Source organism: Pseudomonas sp. WS 5021, assembly GCF_012985535.1.
Classification (GTDB): Bacteria; Pseudomonadota; Gammaproteobacteria; order Pseudomonadales; family Pseudomonadaceae; genus Aquipseudomonas.
Map to the genome: position 1 here is coordinate 297,258 of NZ_JAAQWP010000005.1, position 14,965 is coordinate 312,222.

At 60.9% G+C, this 14,965-nt stretch carries 13 protein-coding genes, 1 tRNA gene and 1 pseudogene; 5 read left to right on the forward strand and 10 right to left on the reverse strand.

Annotated features, from left to right (window positions below):
* The 4 genes from HBO19_RS17820 to cysG are packed head-to-tail and all read left to right on the forward strand — an operon-like array spanning position 1 to position 4,389.
* Positions 1 to 1,326, forward strand: coding sequence for a replication-associated recombination protein A (locus HBO19_RS17820; RefSeq protein WP_169954339.1), 1,326 nt, complete (start codon positions 1 to 3; stop codon positions 1,324 to 1,326).
* Complete coding sequence (gene crcB / locus HBO19_RS17825; RefSeq protein ID WP_169954338.1) at positions 1,323 to 1,697, forward strand: fluoride efflux transporter CrcB; 375 nt, start codon at positions 1,323 to 1,325, stop codon at positions 1,695 to 1,697. The genes HBO19_RS17820 and crcB overlap by 4 nt, the downstream gene beginning before the upstream one ends.
* Positions 1,698 to 1,713: 16 nt before the next feature.
* Positions 1,714 to 2,994, forward strand: a complete 1,281-nt coding sequence (gene serS, locus HBO19_RS17830; RefSeq protein WP_076963826.1) for a serine--tRNA ligase — start codon at positions 1,714 to 1,716, stop codon at positions 2,992 to 2,994.
* Positions 2,995 to 4,389, forward strand: a complete 1,395-nt coding sequence (gene cysG, locus HBO19_RS17835) for a siroheme synthase CysG (RefSeq protein WP_170057971.1) — start codon at positions 2,995 to 2,997, stop codon at positions 4,387 to 4,389. It abuts the gene before it with no gap.
* A 66-nt stretch (positions 4,390 to 4,455) separates the two neighbouring features.
* On the opposite strand, the gene HBO19_RS17840 is transcribed toward cysG, so the two are convergent.
* The 7 genes from HBO19_RS17840 to HBO19_RS17870 form a co-directional block, all read right to left on the reverse strand.
* On the reverse strand, positions 4,456 to 5,451 hold the full coding sequence (locus HBO19_RS17840; protein ID WP_170057972.1) for a glutathione S-transferase family protein: 996 nt from the start codon (positions 5,449 to 5,451) through the stop codon (positions 4,456 to 4,458).
* A gap of 88 nt (positions 5,452 to 5,539) precedes the next feature.
* Positions 5,540 to 6,541, reverse strand: a complete 1,002-nt coding sequence (locus HBO19_RS17845; RefSeq protein WP_170057973.1) for a glycosyl transferase family protein — start codon at positions 6,539 to 6,541, stop codon at positions 5,540 to 5,542.
* Entirely contained in the window at positions 6,538 to 6,873 is a 336-nt protein-coding gene (locus HBO19_RS17850) for a TusE/DsrC/DsvC family sulfur relay protein (protein ID WP_170043092.1), read from the reverse strand. Before HBO19_RS17850 ends, HBO19_RS17845 begins: the two co-directional genes overlap by 4 nt.
* Positions 6,870 to 7,163 carry a sulfurtransferase complex subunit TusB gene (tusB, locus tag HBO19_RS17855; protein WP_169954334.1) on the reverse strand — a complete coding sequence of 98 codons (294 nt, stop codon included), beginning with the start codon at positions 7,161 to 7,163 and terminating at the stop codon, positions 6,870 to 6,872. Before tusB ends, HBO19_RS17850 begins: the two co-directional genes overlap by 4 nt.
* Positions 7,163 to 7,513, reverse strand: coding sequence for a sulfurtransferase complex subunit TusC (gene tusC, locus HBO19_RS17860; RefSeq protein ID WP_057960003.1), 351 nt, complete (start codon positions 7,511 to 7,513; stop codon positions 7,163 to 7,165). Before tusC ends, tusB begins: the two co-directional genes overlap by 1 nt.
* 1 nt (position 7,514) lies before the next feature.
* Positions 7,515 to 7,907: a sulfurtransferase complex subunit TusD gene (gene tusD, locus HBO19_RS17865; RefSeq protein WP_170057974.1), complete on the reverse strand. Its 393-nt coding sequence runs from the start codon at positions 7,905 to 7,907 to the stop codon at positions 7,515 to 7,517.
* A gap of 87 nt (positions 7,908 to 7,994) precedes the next feature.
* Positions 7,995 to 8,666 (reverse strand): Bax inhibitor-1/YccA family protein, encoded by a 672-nt coding sequence (locus HBO19_RS17870; protein WP_029293588.1) that lies wholly within the window; start codon positions 8,664 to 8,666, stop codon positions 7,995 to 7,997.
* A gap of 152 nt (positions 8,667 to 8,818) precedes the next feature.
* On the opposite strand from HBO19_RS17870, the gene HBO19_RS17875 reads away from it, so the two are divergent.
* Positions 8,819 to 8,909, forward strand: a tRNA-Ser gene (locus HBO19_RS17875).
* Positions 8,910 to 9,024: 115 nt separating this feature from the next.
* Here the strand turns inward: HBO19_RS17875 and HBO19_RS17880 are convergent.
* The 3 genes and pseudogenes from HBO19_RS17880 to HBO19_RS17885 form a co-directional block, all read right to left on the reverse strand.
* On the reverse strand, positions 9,025 to 9,261 hold the full coding sequence (locus tag HBO19_RS17880) for a hypothetical protein (RefSeq protein ID WP_178121273.1): 237 nt from the start codon (positions 9,259 to 9,261) through the stop codon (positions 9,025 to 9,027).
* A gap of 320 nt (positions 9,262 to 9,581) precedes the next feature.
* Positions 9,582 to 9,791 (reverse strand): annotated as a pseudogene (locus HBO19_RS28555) (hypothetical protein).
* A 188-nt stretch (positions 9,792 to 9,979) separates the two neighbouring features.
* Complete coding sequence (locus tag HBO19_RS17885; protein WP_170057975.1) at positions 9,980 to 14,932, reverse strand: hemagglutinin repeat-containing protein; 4,953 nt, start codon at positions 14,930 to 14,932, stop codon at positions 9,980 to 9,982.
* Between the last annotated feature and the right edge of the window lie 33 nt (positions 14,933 to 14,965).

Here is a 14,965-nt window from a genome sequence, read left to right on the forward strand (position 1 = left end):
ATGGACCTGTTTCGCAGTGACCCGATTGCCCAGCCCCTGGCCGCGCGCTTGCGCTCGACCAACCTGGATGAGTATGTCGGGCAAGAGCACTTGCTGGCCCGCGGCAAGCCCCTGCGTGAGGCCCTGGAGCAGGGTGCCCTGCACTCGATGATCTTCTGGGGGCCGCCGGGCGTGGGCAAGACCACCCTGGCGCGACTGCTGGCGAAAGTCTCGGATGCGCACTTTGAAACGGTCTCGGCGGTATTGGCCGGGGTCAAGGAGATCCGCCAGGCGGTGGAAGTCGCCAAGCAGCAGGCGGGGCAGTATGGCCGGCGCACTATCCTGTTCGTCGACGAAGTGCATCGCTTCAACAAGTCGCAGCAGGATGCATTCCTGCCTTACGTGGAAGATGGCACGTTGATTTTTATCGGCGCCACCACGGAAAACCCCTCGTTTGAACTGAACAACGCCTTGCTCTCGCGGGCGCGGGTGTATGTGCTCAAGAGCCTCGACGAAGCCGCGATGCAGAGGTTGCTGCAGCGGGCGCTGGGCGAGGACAAGGGGTTGGGCAAGCGCCACCTGAGCCTGGGTGACGAGGGTTTCAAGATCCTGCTGGCGGCGGCCGACGGCGATGGCCGACGTTTCCTCAACCTGCTGGAAAACGCCTCTGACCTGGCTGAAGACAATAGCGAGATTGGCGTCGACCTGCTGCAAAGCCTACTGGGCGATACCCGGCGGCGTTTCGACAAGGGTGGTGAGGCCTTCTACGACCAGATTTCCGCGCTGCACAAATCCGTGCGCGGTTCCAACCCGGACGGCGCGCTGTACTGGTTTGCGCGCATGATCGATGGTGGCTGCGATCCGTTGTACCTGGCCCGGCGTGTGGTGCGCATGGCCAGCGAAGACATTGGCAACGCCGACCCGCGGGCCCTGAGCCTGTGCCTGGCGGCGTGGGAGGTCCAGGAGCGTCTGGGCAGCCCGGAAGGCGAGTTGGCGGTGGCGCAGGCCATCACCTACCTGGCCTGCGCGCCGAAAAGTAATGCAGTTTACATGGGCTTCAAGTCGGCGCTGCGTGCGGCGGCCGAGCACGGCTCGCTGGAAGTGCCGCTGCACCTGCGCAACGCGCCGACCAAGCTGATGAAACAACTGGGTTACGGCGACGAATACCGTTATGCCCACGATGAACCAGATGCCTATGCCGCCGGTGAAGACTACTTTCCCGACGACCTTGAGCCACAACCGTTCTACCAGCCGGTGCCTCGTGGCCTGGAGTTGAAGATCGGGGAAAAGCTCAACCACCTGGCGCAACTTGACCGCTTGAGTCCCAAACAGCGGAGAAAACCATGATTCCCTTGGTGATTGCTGTTTCCGTAGGCGGTGTGGCCGGCACCCTATTGCGCTTTGCCACCGGCAATTGGATCAACGCCAATTGGCCGAAACACTTCTATACCGCGACGCTGGCCGTTAATATCGTGGGCTGCCTGCTGATCGGGGTGTTATACGGCCTGTTCCTGTTACGCCCGGAAGTGCCTGTTGAAGTGCGCGCCGGGTTGATGGTGGGCTTCCTTGGCGGCCTGACGACTTTTTCATCCTTTTCACTGGATACCGTGCGCCTGCTGGAAAGCGGGCAAGTGCCGCTGGCTTTAAGCTATGTGGCCATCAGTGTATTCGGCGGGCTGCTTGCCACCTGGGCTGGCCTGTCCTTGACCAAACTTTGATAAACGAGAGACCGACATGCTCGATTCCAAACTGTTACGTAGCAACCTTCAGGACGTAGCGGACCGCCTTGCATCCCGTGGCTTTGCCTTGGATGTTGCGCGCATCGAAGCGCTGGAAGAACAGCGCAAGACCGTCCAGACCCGCACCGAAGCACTGCAGGCTGAGCGCAATGCACGTTCCAAATCCATCGGTCAGGCCAAGCAGCGTGGTGAAGACATCGCGCCGTTGATGGCGGACGTCGAGCGCATGGGCAGCGAGCTGTCCGACGGTAAAGTCGAGCTGGACAAGATTCAGTCCGAGTTGGATTCGATCCTGCTGGGTATTCCCAACCTGCCGCACGAGTCGGTACCGGTTGGCGAAGATGAAGACGGCAACGTCGAAGTACGCCGCTGGGGCACGCCAAAAACCTTTGATTTCGAGATCAAGGACCACGTCGCCCTGGGCGAATTGACCGGCGGCCTGGATTTTGAAACCGCGGCCAAAATGTCCGGCGCGCGCTTTGCCTTGCTGCGCGGCCCGATCGCGCGCATGCACCGTGCCCTGGCGCAGTTCATGCTCAACCTGCACACCGGCGAGCATGGTTACGAAGAGGCTTACACCCCGTACCTGGTGCAGGCGCCGGCGCTGATGGGCACCAGTCAACTGCCGAAATTCGAAGAAGACCTGTTTAAGATCAGCCGCGACGGCGAGGCCGATCTGTACCTGATCCCGACCGCCGAAGTGTCGCTGACCAACATCGTGGCCGGCGAGATCCTCGACGCCAAGCAATTGCCGATCAAGTTCGTCGCCCACAGCCCGTGCTTTCGCAGCGAAGCCGGTGCCTCGGGGCGTGACACTCGCGGCATGATCCGCCAGCACCAGTTCGACAAGGTCGAGATGGTGCAGGTCGTCGAGCCATCGACCTCCATGGAAGCCCTGGAAGGCCTGACCGCCAACGCCGAGCGCGTCCTGCAACTGCTGGAGCTGCCGTATCGCGTATTGGCGCTGTGCACCGGCGACATGGGTTTCAGCGCGGTGAAGACCTACGACCTCGAAGTCTGGGTGCCGAGCCAGGACAAATACCGCGAGATTTCCTCGTGCTCCAACTGCGGTGATTTCCAGGCCCGACGTATGCAGGCGCGTTTCCGCAACCCGGAAACCGGCAAGCCGGAGCTGGTCCACACCCTCAACGGCTCGGGCCTGGCGGTAGGGCGGACCCTGGTCGCGGTGCTGGAAAACTACCAGCAGGCCGACGGTTCGATCCGCGTACCTGAAGTGCTCAAGCCGTACATGGCGGGCGTTGAGGTCATCGGCTAAATGGAATTTCTGCCACTGTTTCATAACCTGCGCGGCAGTCGTGTGTTGGTCGTCGGTGGCGGGGAGATTGCCTTGCGCAAATCCCGGCTGCTGGCCGATGCCGGCGCGTTGTTGCGGGTGGTTGCTCCCCTGATCGAAGACCAGTTGCGTGAACTGGTGCAGGGCAGTGGCGGTGAGCTGATTGTGCGTGGTTACCAGGAGGCGGATCTTGATGGCTGCACCCTGATCATCGCGGCAACCGACGACGAGCCGCTGAACGCGCAAGTGTCCAGCGATGCCCGGCGCCGGTGCGTACCGGTCAATGTCGTCGATGCGCCGGCACTGTGCAGCGTGATCTTCCCGGCGATTGTCGACCGTTCGCCCTTGGTGATTGCAGTGTCCAGCGGCGGCGATGCGCCGGTGCTGGCGCGCTTGATTCGCGCCAAGCTGGAAACATGGATTCCGTCCACCTACGGCCAATTGGCCGGGCTGGCCGCGCGCTTTCGCGCCCAGGTCAAGGGTTTGTATCCTGATGTGCAGCAACGCCGGGCTTTCTGGGAAGAGGTTTTCCAGGGCCCGATTGCTGATCGGCAACTGGCTGGGCAAGGCGATGAAGCCGAGCGTTTGCTGGTGGAAAAAGTCAACGGCAAGCCGCCCCATGCACCAGGTGAGGTGTATCTGGTGGGCGCAGGCCCTGGTGACCCGGACCTCCTGACCTTTCGCGCGCTGCGTTTGATGCAGCAAGCCGATGTGGTGCTGTATGACCGCCTGGTGGCGCCAGCGATTCTTGAACTGTGCCGGCGCGACGCCGAGCGCGTGTATGTCGGCAAGCGCCGCGCCGATCACGCGGTGCCGCAGGACCAGATCAACCAGCAACTGGTAAACCTGGCCAAGCAAGGCAAGCGTGTACTGCGCCTCAAGGGCGGCGATCCGTTTATTTTTGGGCGTGGCGGTGAAGAGATCGAGGAGCTGGCGGCCAATGGCATCCCGTTCCAGGTGGTGCCGGGGATTACCGCGGCCAGTGGTTGCGCGGCTTACGCTGGCATCCCTTTGACCCATCGCGACTATGCGCAATCGGTACGCTTCATCACCGGCCACCTGAAAGATGGCACCTCGGATTTGCCCTGGAATGACCTGGTGGGACCGTCGCAGACCCTGGTGTTCTACATGGGCCTGATCGGTTTGCCGGTCATCTGCGAGCAATTGATTCGCCATGGTCGTTCGGCGGACACCCCGGCTGCGCTGATCCAGCAAGGCACCACGTCCAACCAGCGTGTGTTTACCGGCACCCTGGCCGACTTGCCGCGCCTGGTGGCGGAGCATGAAGTGCATGCGCCGACCCTGGTGATCGTAGGCGAAGTGGTGGTGTTGCGTGAGAAGCTGAAGTGGTTTGAAGGCGCCCAGTCCCAGGTATAACCTGTTCGCCCGGCTGCACACAGACCCACTGTGGGAGCCGGACTTGCCCGCGATGAGGCTGGCGCATCAGCGCCAGATCTCTTTACCGCTCAATCCTTCTCGATCATGTTTGCTATCAAACACCTGCAACGGCCCCTTCGGCACAATCCCTGTCGGATTGATCGTCCGGTGGCTGGCATAGTAATGCCCCTTGATATGCGCAAAATCCACGGTCTCGGCCACCCCCGGCCATTGATACAGCTCCCGCAGCCAATTCGACAGATTCGGATAATCCGCAATCCGCCGTAGGTTGCATTTGAAGTGGCTGTAATACACCGCATCAAAACGAATCAGCGTGGTAAACAGTCGTACATCGGCCTCGGTCAGGTATTCACCGGCCAGGTAACGATGCTTGCCCAGGTGTTGTTCCAGGTGATCCAGTTCGGCAAACACCTCATCAAATGCGCTTTCATACGCCTGCTGCGACGTGGCAAAGCCTGCGCGATACACGCCATTGTTCACGGCGGGATAGATCCGCTCGTTCAGCGCGTCGATGGTGGGGTGCAGCGGTTCGGGGTAGAAGTCCAGGTTATTGCCAGTTAGCCCGTTGAACGCGCTGTTGAACATGCGGATGATCTCCGCCGATTCATTGCTGACGATGCGCTTGAGCTTCTTGTCCCACAGCACCGGCACCGTGACACGCCCGGTGTAGTCGGCGGTATCGGCGGTATAGCGCTGGTGCATGTAGGCAAAGTCGTCGAGTTTGTCGCCGGTGGAGCCATGGGCCTTGTCGAAGGTCCAGCCATTTTCCAGCATCAACCAACTGACCACCGACACGTCGATCAGGCTTTCCAGGCCCTTGAGCTTGCGCAGGATCAGGGTGCGGTGCGCCCACGGGCAGGCTAGTGAAACATAGAGATGGTAGCGGCCGGCTTCGGCCTTGAAGCCACCATCACCGCTCGGGCCAGGTTGGCCGTCGACGGTGACCCAGTTGCGGCGTTGCGCCTGTTCCCGTTGGAAGGCGCCATCTGCGCTACTTTCGTACCACTGGTCGTGCCAGCGTCCTTCTATTAGCAAACCCATGACTGACTCCTTGGCTATTAAGCGTTGGAGTGCAGTCTAATCGTCTGGGTTCGAACAAATAGCGCAAAGGGTCGGGGTTAATGATCGATTAAATCGATCTGTCCCGCGCGTCCCAGTACTGTTGTGCCAGTGTGAAGGCCTGTTCCCGTGGTTGCCCAAGACCGCGCAAGGCCAGGGCCATAGTGGCGATCAGCGCCAATTGCGGGTAGCTGTCCTGCACCTCGCCGCGCCACATCGCCTTCAAATGCTCGGGGTCGAGGCTGGCCGGCTTGACGTGGCGCTGGGCGGAGAGGGCTGGCCACTCCTCATCCCAGCTTGTGCCGCCGGTGGTGCCGTACAAGTGGCTGGTGGTGTCGGGATTGATCTCGATCTCGCCGCCATCACCCTTGATCACAATGGTGTTGTCACCTAGCAAACCACTGGCATCGCGGTGTACGCCCTGGTAACCGGGATGGAAGATACTTTGCAGGCCGCAGCGTGCGCCCAGCGGGTTGAGGATGCGGGCCAGGGAGTGGATGGGCGAGCGCAGGCCGAGGATATTGCGCAGGTCAATCATGCGTTGCAGCTGTGGGGCCCAGTCGCCCAGCGGCATAAACGCCAGGTTGCCTTGCTCCAGGGCGGTCTCGACCTGTTGCCAATTGCGGCACAGTGGAATCTGCAGTTCACTCAGCAACTGTTCGGTGTACAGCCGGCCGGCCGTGTGTGCGCCGCCGCCGTGCATGAAAATCCGCACGCCGCTCTGCGCCAGGCACTTGGCGGCCAGCAGGTACCACGGCAGGTGGCGCTTTTTCCCGGCGTAGGTGGGCCAATCGACATCCACTCTCAGAGATGGCGGGTTGAGGCGCTCGCGCAGGGCCTCGGTGAAGCCTGCGAGTTCCTCCGGGCTTTCCTCCTTGTGGCGCAGCAGCATCAGGAACGCACCGAGCTGGGAGTCCTCGACTTTCTCGTCGAGCAGCATGCCCATGGCTTCCCGGGCTTCTTCGCGCGTCAGGCTGCGGGCGCCGCGCTTGCCTTTGCCGAGGATCCGCACAAACGGCGCAAAGGGGTGTTCGGCGGGAGTTTCGGTGATCAACGGAGCAAAGTCGGTCATAAGCAATTCGTCGGCCTGGGCAGGCCCGCCAGCTTGGCGGCAAGTTTGGCGGGAGTGCCTTTGAACAGTCGGTTGAGGTGCAGGCTGTTACCCTTTTCCGGGCCCAGCTTCAGGGCGGTGTACTTGATCAGTGGGCGGGTGGCCGGGGACAACTGGAACTCCTGGTAAAAACCCCTGAGCAGCTCAAGGATTTCCCAGTGTTCGTCAGTCAGCTCCAGCGCTTCGGCGCTCGCCAGGGCGTTGGCCACCTCGGTCGACCAGGCATCCAGGTCAACCAGGTAACCATCCTTGTCCAGCTCAAGGGTGTGTGTGCCTACGGTCAGGGTGTTCATAGCCAAGTGTTGACCTTGTCATGCTCGATCGACAGCTGCACAAACCCCGGGTAGTCGACACTCTTGGCCCACTGCGGCAACACCAGGCCGCGGGCCTGGGCATCTTCGGCCAGTACAAAGATGCCCAGGGCCTTGGCTTGCAGGGCCTGGAAGGGCGCGCTGCCGGCTTGCAGGGCATAGGTTGCATCGCCGCACAGCAAGATCACATCTTGCGCGCCACACAGGCGTAGGCAACTGTCCAGGCGGGTGTCGGAAAAAGGGGAGTGGGACAACACATGCAAGGTCGACATCAGAGGGTCATCACCTGGTCGTAACGGTCAATCATCTGGGAAATCTGTTCGCTGCTAAGTGGCTGCGCGCTATCAGGGGCGGTCAATCCACGCTCTGCCAGGCTGTGGCTGCAGGCGAACACGTCGTCGATGCCAAACAGCGAGAGTGCCTGCAGGTTGGCCGTCACATCCTTTTGTTGCACGGCCTTGGCATCTTGGGCGGTTGCCAGTTGAAACACCCCGTCATCGAGAAACAGCAGGCCAATCGGCAAGTCGAATGCGCCGCCGGCCAGCACCACATCCAGCGCTTCTCGCGCACTGGGTCCGGACCACGGCGCCTGACGGCTGATTACCAACAAGGATCTGGACATTTTATGGCCCTCCAAAGCAGATCAGGCGGTCGGCATCCTGGATGGCATCATGCAACTGCCCAAGGCCTGACAGCGCCCACGGCGCATCCAGATTCACCGCATTGCGCTGGTAGCGCGCAGCTTCTTCAGTATTCAACACCCCACGGCGCAGCGCCGCAGCGATACAGACCACGCCATCAAGCTGATGCTTGCTGACGAAGGCGCTCCATTGTTGGGCGATATCCTGCTCATCCTGGGGCGTGACCACCGAATTGGCGGCGCTGTAGACGCCATCCTGATAGAAAAACAGCCGCACAATCTCATGCCCACCGGCCAGCACAGCCTGGGCAAACTGCAGGGCGCGGCGCGAGGAGGGCGCATGGGCGGCGGAAAAAAGCGCAATCGCGAACTTCATGGAACACTCTGTTGGCAAACCTTTGCCAATGATAAAGCCGCAGGCAACAAAAAGCCCGCCGAAGCGGGCTTTTTGGTAAGGCAGGGATCAGTCGTCGCGGCTCATGATGCCGAAGATCTGCAACAGGCTGACAAACAGGTTGTAGATCGATACATACAGGCTGATGGTCGCCATGATGTAGTTACGCTCGCCGCCATGAATGATAGCGCTGGTCTGGAACAGAATGCAGACCGAGGAAAACAGCACGAAACCTGCGCTGATTGCCAATTGCAGGCCGCTGATCTGGAAGAACATGCTCGCCAGCACAGCCGCCAGCAACACGAAGAAACCTGCAGTGATGAAGCCGCCGAGGAAGCTCATGTCCTTACGGGTAATCAGCACATACGCCGACAGGCCACCAAATACCAAGGCCGTCATGGCAAATGCCGAGCTGACCACTTCCGCGCCGCCCTGCATGCCCAGGTAACGGTTAAGGATCGGGCCGAGCAGGAACCCCATGAAACCGGTCAGGGCAAACGCCGACACCAGGCCCCAGGCCGAGTCGCGCAGCTTGTTGGTGAGGAAAAACAGGCCGTAGAAACCGATCAGTACCACGAAGATATTCGGGTAGCCGACACGCATCTGTTGCGCCACATACGCCATCACGCCGCTAAATGCGAGGGTGAGGGCGAGCAGGCCGTATGTATTGCGCAGGACGCGGCTAACCTCTAGCTGCTCAGCCTGCACGTTGCTATTAACTGCGTAATCCTGTTCGCGCATGGCGACACTCCTTCAGTTTTGAAACGTTCAGTCGCAAAGATCATAACAGACGCTCTGTAACAAGCTATGCAGAGAGTTTGACAGTGTGTTTCATTCGGGTATTATGGCGCCCGCTGAGACAGGATGGGCTACTATAATCCTGTGTTGCACAAGGGAAATTGGCAGAGTGGTTGAATGCACCGGTCTTGAAAACCGGCGAACGTTAATAGCGTTCCCAGGGTTCGAATCCCTGGTTTCCCGCCAAGATTCATACGAAAGCCCCGCTTATGCGGGGCTTTCGTGTTTCTGGGGTTCGGCTGTGGCTGGCTTGTATTTGCTCGGTGTTCCATAACTATTATGGAACCGTTCCATAACTTTTCTATTTTGACGGCTTCGTAGTGGCGCCGAGCCTTCTGTCAACGCACTTTGTGATTTCCTGATTGCTCTGCCCCAGCAGCAGGCTTGCGTTGCCGATATCCACGATTTCCGACGCCGCCTTGGGTCGAATATCTCGCAACTGAAACCCGCCGATCTTCGCGGCGAGCGCCGGATCTCCTTGTTCGATAGCTTTCTCGCAATCCATCTCTCGCGCCTTGTCCCAGCGCAAGCGCAGCATCCCCTTCGTCATCCTTTTTCCATACTTGTTGATCAGCAGATCCTTGGAAGGGTGGGCGGCATTCCTCTCTGAAATTTCCCGAACTAGCCTGCCTCTTCTATTCCGCTGGCCGGCAGTGCGAGCCAGGACTGTCGGTGATTACGGCGCTGGCAGTAAGATCCACCTCTGCCAGCGCGCAATGGATCGTTAGGCAGTAGGTCTGACCCGGAAGGTCGGCAACCCTCCTGATGATAATGAGCTTTTTGTAGTGCTGTGCTCGAAAGAGTCCCACCTCTCTGACCGGGGAGTGGGGGGCGTTAAGAGCTAACGGTCTCTGTTGATTAGTCAGGCGTCATAAGGACCGCCAAGGTCAGCTTGATGAACTCTTCGTTGCGGTCGATGGTATCCAGTACACCACGCACGTTGTCGGCAATTTCTGTACCGCCTTGCTGCTCAACCTAGTTCGTAAGCTCCATGATGGCTGCTTCAAGGGCGAGTTAGTTTTCGTTGATTTTGGACAGCAGGGAAGGGAGTAAGTCAGCGTTCGGCATCGGTGTTCCTCCTTTGAGTGAACAGCGTAGGCTGATGATGGCGCAGATGTGCTTTTCGTGGAAGTCGATGGATTTCAGCGAGGGTTGGTTAACATAGAAAAACTCTAATTCACGCATACGGATTTTGGTGTTTACGCGATCAGTAGTGGAAGCAGGATAGCCTCCTGCTTCCACGAGTGGATTGCTAGTTAATTGGTTTGCTGATCAATCCCGGCCTGTAACGCCTGGCGATCACTGTGCCCGCCGACTCTCAGCGGTCCAAGGTTGAAGGCTTGATCCTTACGTATGGCGTCGTCCTGTTTCTGGGTCAATTCGTCCTTGGCGCCCAGCACCAGATTGACCGGTGACTTCGACAGGTTCAGCCCGACATCCGCTCGGTAATCGCTGCCGGCCAACGTCGTTGCCGTCACCTTGGAACCACCCAAATCGACCTTGCCCTGGTCCGCGCTGATCCGGGCGCCAGTCAGGTGGGTTTCGCCACTCACCTGCAGGTTGACGCCTTGCGTGCGGATGCCCGACGCTTGAGTGACGCTGTCTTTCACCACATGGCTGACGTCCAGGTTCAACGTCGGGGTGTAGGACGTGTTGCCGCTCTTGTCGCCGAACAGCACGTTTGCGGTGGTATTGGCCACCGAACTGCCGGTGGTGTTTTTGCCGCTGACGGCGTAGCTGTCAGTGGTTTTTGGCCAGGCCTTTTCCTTGAGGTCGGACAGGCGAGTACCCACGGCATCCTTCTTGTCCGCCAGGTAAGCCTTGGCTTTGTCCACGCTCGTACCGAAGGCGCCGCGGGGCTCGGGGTTCACGTCGTAGCTACCGCTGCGGGTGAGTTTTTCGCCCAGGCGTTCCTTGGCGTTACCAACGCTGTTGACCACGCTGTCCTTGGCCGAGGCCAGGTGCTCGGTGCCCTTGTCCACGGCGTTCTCGAGCTTTTCGCGATGCTTGTCAAACGCGCCCTCGGCCTTGGCTTGCACCTTGTCCTTGAGCGGGCCGCTGGCCTTGGCCAGTTTGTTGACCACGCCGGGCTGGTTTTTCTCGACATCAAGCTTGGCGTCGACGTTGACTTGGGTGCTGCTGACTTGATCCTTGCGGCTCTCAATGACGAGGTCGCCGCCGACATTGCCACTGACCTGCTCGGCCTCAATCCGCGCGCCGGCCAGATGGGTGTCACCGGCACTGTTGATCACCACCTTATTCGCCTTGATCAGGCTGTCGTGCTGGGTGGTGCCTTGCAGGTGATCCACGTCGACCTTGGCCCGCGCATTGATGCCGTGCTGGGTCTTGGGGGTGTCATGTTCACCGGCGTCGGCCAGGGTGGTTTTGCCGCCGCTGCCGCCTGCGCCCAGGGTCACGCCCCAGCTGTTATGCGCCTGGGTCGATTGCGCCGATTCTTGCAGGATGCCGCCGTTTTGCGCATCCAGATTGACGCTGTCAGCCACCACCTGAGTCCCCTGCAGGTGGATCGCATCCGCCGCGTTGGCGCCGCTGGTGAGGCTCACCTTGCCGTTGCTGTGCAACTGCCCGACGCTAACGCCTTGGTCGTTTTCGGCGACTTTGCCGATGTTGAAGTTGGCGCTCAGGCTGCCGGTGGTACCGCTGCTTTCAGCGCTGCTGGTCTTGCCGGCACCGACCGTCAGGCCGCCGCCCAGGTTGCTGCCGCTGCTCACATGAGTATCGGTGGCTGCTTGCAGGTTCAGCTTGCCGCCAGCGTTGAGGCTGATGTCACCGGTCTTCGCGGTGCTGCTGCCGACCTTGGTGCCTTGCAGGGTCATGTCGCCACCGCTGCTGAGCTGGATCGGGCCGTTGCCCTGCAGCGTCGCGACACGCGCCTGGCTGTCCTGGGTGTTAAGGTGCTTGTCGTCCAGTTGCACACCGGCACCGAGGTTGACGTTCGTACCGTTGCTGCCCGGCGCCGTGCCCACGGTCAATGAACCGCTGCCACGCAGGCTGTTATTGGTGCTGCTCTGGGTATCGCTGGCCTGGTTCAGCGCCAATTCGCCACCGGCTTTGAGGTTGACGCCCGCCTGGCCGCCGTTGAACTGGCTGCCTTCATAACGCGCGTCGCCTTGGGTCTCGATGTTCACACCCTGGGTCCCGGCGTAGCTGCCGACCACCGCCGTGCTGCTGGATTCGCGCACATCGCTGCTGCCGCCTGCGCCATTGCCGCGCACGTTCAAGTCTTCACCGGTGGTGGTGTAGACGCGCACGCCCACTTTGGCGTCAACGCCTTGCTCGCTGCTGGTGTGGGTGTTGGCGGCCGCCGTGGCGAGGTGCTCGCCGGCATTGATCTTCAGCCCGCCCTCACTGGCGCGGTACTGGGTGCCTTCGTCTTTCACGGTGTTGGCGACATTGACCTGCACCGTGCCACCGCTGAACTGGCTGACCACGGCGGTACTGTCCTGCTGTGTGCGGGTCTTGTTGGTATGGCCGACTTCCACATCGAGCCCGACATTCGGTTGCTCGAAGGCATCCAGCAGGCCGGGCTGATGGAATTTGGCCTGGGCCACGCCGTTGACGGCTTTTTCGATCGGCCGGGTGATGCCTTTGTATTCAACATTGGCGCCGACGTCGGCGGTCCAACCGTTCTCTTTGTGGGTGCCGGTCTCGGTGTTATGCGCCGCCTGGTTATCGACCTGCGCCGCGTTGACCTGCAACTCAGAACCGGCCTTCACCTGCGCGCCCTGGCTGGTCAGGGTGTTGCCGGCGTTGATCGTCAGCGTGCCGGCCGACGCCACGCTGCTGGTTTGCGCGGTGGTTTTGTGGCTGGTGTCATTGCTGCTCTGGTGGCTGAACTGCGCACCATTGCCGGCTCGGTCCAGGCCGCCGGTGTAATACACGCCGCCAGCGGTGGTGGTGGTGTCGGTTTGGCTCCGGGTGCTGTCATCGGTCGCCAATAGCTCGACGTTTTTGCCGCTCACGGTCGCATCGCCCTGGGTCGCCTTCAGCTCGGAACCCTTGATGCTAACGTCGCCACCGGCCGTGACGGCCAGGCTGCCGCCGCTGAGGCTGGAAGCTTGCTGCTGGGTGGTGTCGGTCTTGCTGGCGTGCTGCTGGTCTGCATAGTTCACACCCGCGCGGTACTGACGCGTGCCGTCGGCGGTCTCCTTGGCGTAGCCATCGAAACCCCGCGTGTGAGTGTTGGTAGTGGTGTGAGAGGTGTTTTCAGCCGACGCGACTTTGATGTCACCCTTGGCATTCGCTTGCAGTTCGCCTGCCGCAGAGACCTTGGAGCCGCTGACGCTGATGTCTTTGGCGCTTTGCAGTTTGAGGTTGCTGTCCGAGCGCAGGTTGCTGGCGACGACGGTGCTGTCCTTGAGGTTCTTGCGGCTTTCATCCTTGGTGATACCGAAGAACTTGCTGTCGTTGCTGTAGCTATTGTCGTGGGAGGTGTTTTGCACGCCGTCGATCACCAGCGAGCCTTTGTCGCTGATGACGCTGGCCTGTCGGCCACCACGCGCCTGGCTGCCATTGATGCGCACGTCGTCCGCCTTGACGATCAGCTTGCCATCGGCGTTGACCTTGCTGCCGGTGTTCAGGGTCTTGCCCTTATCGCCATCGCCGTTCTTGCCGAAGAAACTGCCGCCAGTCAGGTCGCCGGAGTAAGCGTTGTCGCTGCTGCGCTGGGTACGGCTGGCGCTGGTGATGTCGACTTGCCGAGCGGCCAATTGAATGTCGCCCGCAGATTTCAGTTCGGCGCCTTGCAGTTGCAGTTTTTGCTGGCTGGTCAGCTCCAGGGCTTTGCCGGCCTTGAGGCTGCTGGTGACGCTGCGCTGTTCGCTGCTGGAATTGTCCCAGTTGGCTTTCCACAGGTGCTTGCGGTGGTTGCTCTGGTCGCGGGTTTCGTGGGTTTCGGTGGCGGCGCTCAGTTGCAGGTCGGCGCCGCTGTTGACGCGCAATGCGTCGCCTGCTTCGACCTTGCTGGCCTTGATCTGGGTGTTGGCGCCGGACAACAGCGTGGCCTGTTGTTGTGCGACGACGTTGTTGCCGTGCTGACGCGAGTCCTTGTCGGTGGTGGTGCGGTCATAGGTTTCGTAGGTGAACAGGAAGTTGCTGTTGTTCCACTGCTCACGTTTTTCCTGAAGTTTTTTGCTTTCCAGGCTGCTGAGGGTGAGGTTGCGGCCGGCGTCGAGCTTGACGTTGCGCCCGCCGACGTCGGTGGCGGCGAGGCTCAAGTCTTTGGCACTGTGCAATTCGACATCGCCCTGGCGGCTCTGCACACCGGCGCGGGTGGCGTCGAGGCTGTTGGCGTAGACCTGGCCGCTGATATCGAGGTTGCCGGCCGAGCTGACCTTCACCCCATCACGGCCCGCGACTTGCACCGCACCCACGCGCACCCCGGCACCTTCGGCGGTGCTGATGATGTTGATACGGCCGGCCTGCATTGCCCCGAACAGGCGGGCGTCGATACGCTGGTCCTGGGTTTTGCTCGCCGGGTCGACCTGGCGCACCTGGCCGCTGGCGTAGTCGACCTGATTGCGGCCGACCGTGAGGTTCAATTGGTCACGCGCACTGAGGCGCCCATCGCTGTCGATACGCGGCGCGATCAGGTTGATCGAACCCGCACCGTTTTGCAGGCCCTGGCCTTGCACCGTCAGTTGGCCGCTTGCATCGCGAGTGTTCAAGCCTTGCAGCTTGCCGTCGTTGAGTTCAGGGCGGCCCACTACCAGGTTGGCATTTGGGGTGTTGATGAAACTGCCGCCGTTGACGGAAATGCCATTGGGGTTGGCCAGCACATAATCGGCAGCCCGGCCAAAAATCTCCTGAGCGCCGTTGATGGCCGAGGCGTTGCGGCTCACCACTTCGTTGAGGATCACGCTCGCCGCCTGGCCCTGGAACTGCGGGTTGGCCGCCAGCTGCCCGGCGAGTTGCGATTGACCAGCCTGCAAGGCGTTGTTCAACACCACGCCCTGGCGGTCGACGTTGTAGTCCAGGAACTGGTTATGGGACAGGCCGCCGGCATTCGGCGCGACGATGTTGACGATGGGCACGCCGCCCTGGTTTTGCAGCTGCGGCGTACCGCCAGGCGCTTCGACGACGGTTAAGCCACCGGCCAGTACCAGCTGCGGCAGCAGGAACAGGCTGGCGATGGCCCAGCGCAGTTTGCCCTGGGGTGAAAGGTGAAACGTATGGGTGTCAGTCGGCATAAATAAATTCGCTCTGTGTTGGCTGATCCGCGA

What these genes read in the sequence shown, in the direction of transcription:
- HBO19_RS17820 (WP_169954339.1), top strand. Translation starts at nt 1, where the DNA reads ATGGACCTGTTTCGCAGTGACCCGATTGCCCAGCCCCTGGCCGCGCGC.
- crcB (WP_169954338.1), top strand. Translation starts at nt 1,323, where the DNA reads ATGATTCCCTTGGTGATTGCTGTTTCCGTAGGCGGTGTGGCCGGCACC.
- serS (WP_076963826.1), top strand. Translation starts at nt 1,714, where the DNA reads ATGCTCGATTCCAAACTGTTACGTAGCAACCTTCAGGACGTAGCGGAC.
- cysG (WP_170057971.1), top strand. Translation starts at nt 2,995, where the DNA reads ATGGAATTTCTGCCACTGTTTCATAACCTGCGCGGCAGTCGTGTGTTG.
- HBO19_RS17840 (WP_170057972.1), bottom strand. Translation starts at nt 5,451, where the DNA reads ATGGGTTTGCTAATAGAAGGACGCTGGCACGACCAGTGGTACGAAAGT.
- HBO19_RS17845 (WP_170057973.1), bottom strand. Translation starts at nt 6,541, where the DNA reads ATGACCGACTTTGCTCCGTTGATCACCGAAACTCCCGCCGAACACCCC.
- HBO19_RS17850 (WP_170043092.1), bottom strand. Translation starts at nt 6,873, where the DNA reads ATGAACACCCTGACCGTAGGCACACACACCCTTGAGCTGGACAAGGAT.
- tusB (WP_169954334.1), bottom strand. Translation starts at nt 7,163, where the DNA reads ATGTCGACCTTGCATGTGTTGTCCCACTCCCCTTTTTCCGACACCCGC.
- tusC (WP_057960003.1), bottom strand. Translation starts at nt 7,513, where the DNA reads ATGTCCAGATCCTTGTTGGTAATCAGCCGTCAGGCGCCGTGGTCCGGA.
- tusD (WP_170057974.1), bottom strand. Translation starts at nt 7,907, where the DNA reads ATGAAGTTCGCGATTGCGCTTTTTTCCGCCGCCCATGCGCCCTCCTCG.
- HBO19_RS17870 (WP_029293588.1), bottom strand. Translation starts at nt 8,666, where the DNA reads ATGCGCGAACAGGATTACGCAGTTAATAGCAACGTGCAGGCTGAGCAG.
- HBO19_RS17880 (WP_178121273.1), bottom strand. Translation starts at nt 9,261, where the DNA reads ATGCTGCGCTTGCGCTGGGACAAGGCGCGAGAGATGGATTGCGAGAAA.
- HBO19_RS17885 (WP_170057975.1), bottom strand. Translation starts at nt 14,932, where the DNA reads ATGCCGACTGACACCCATACGTTTCACCTTTCACCCCAGGGCAAACTG.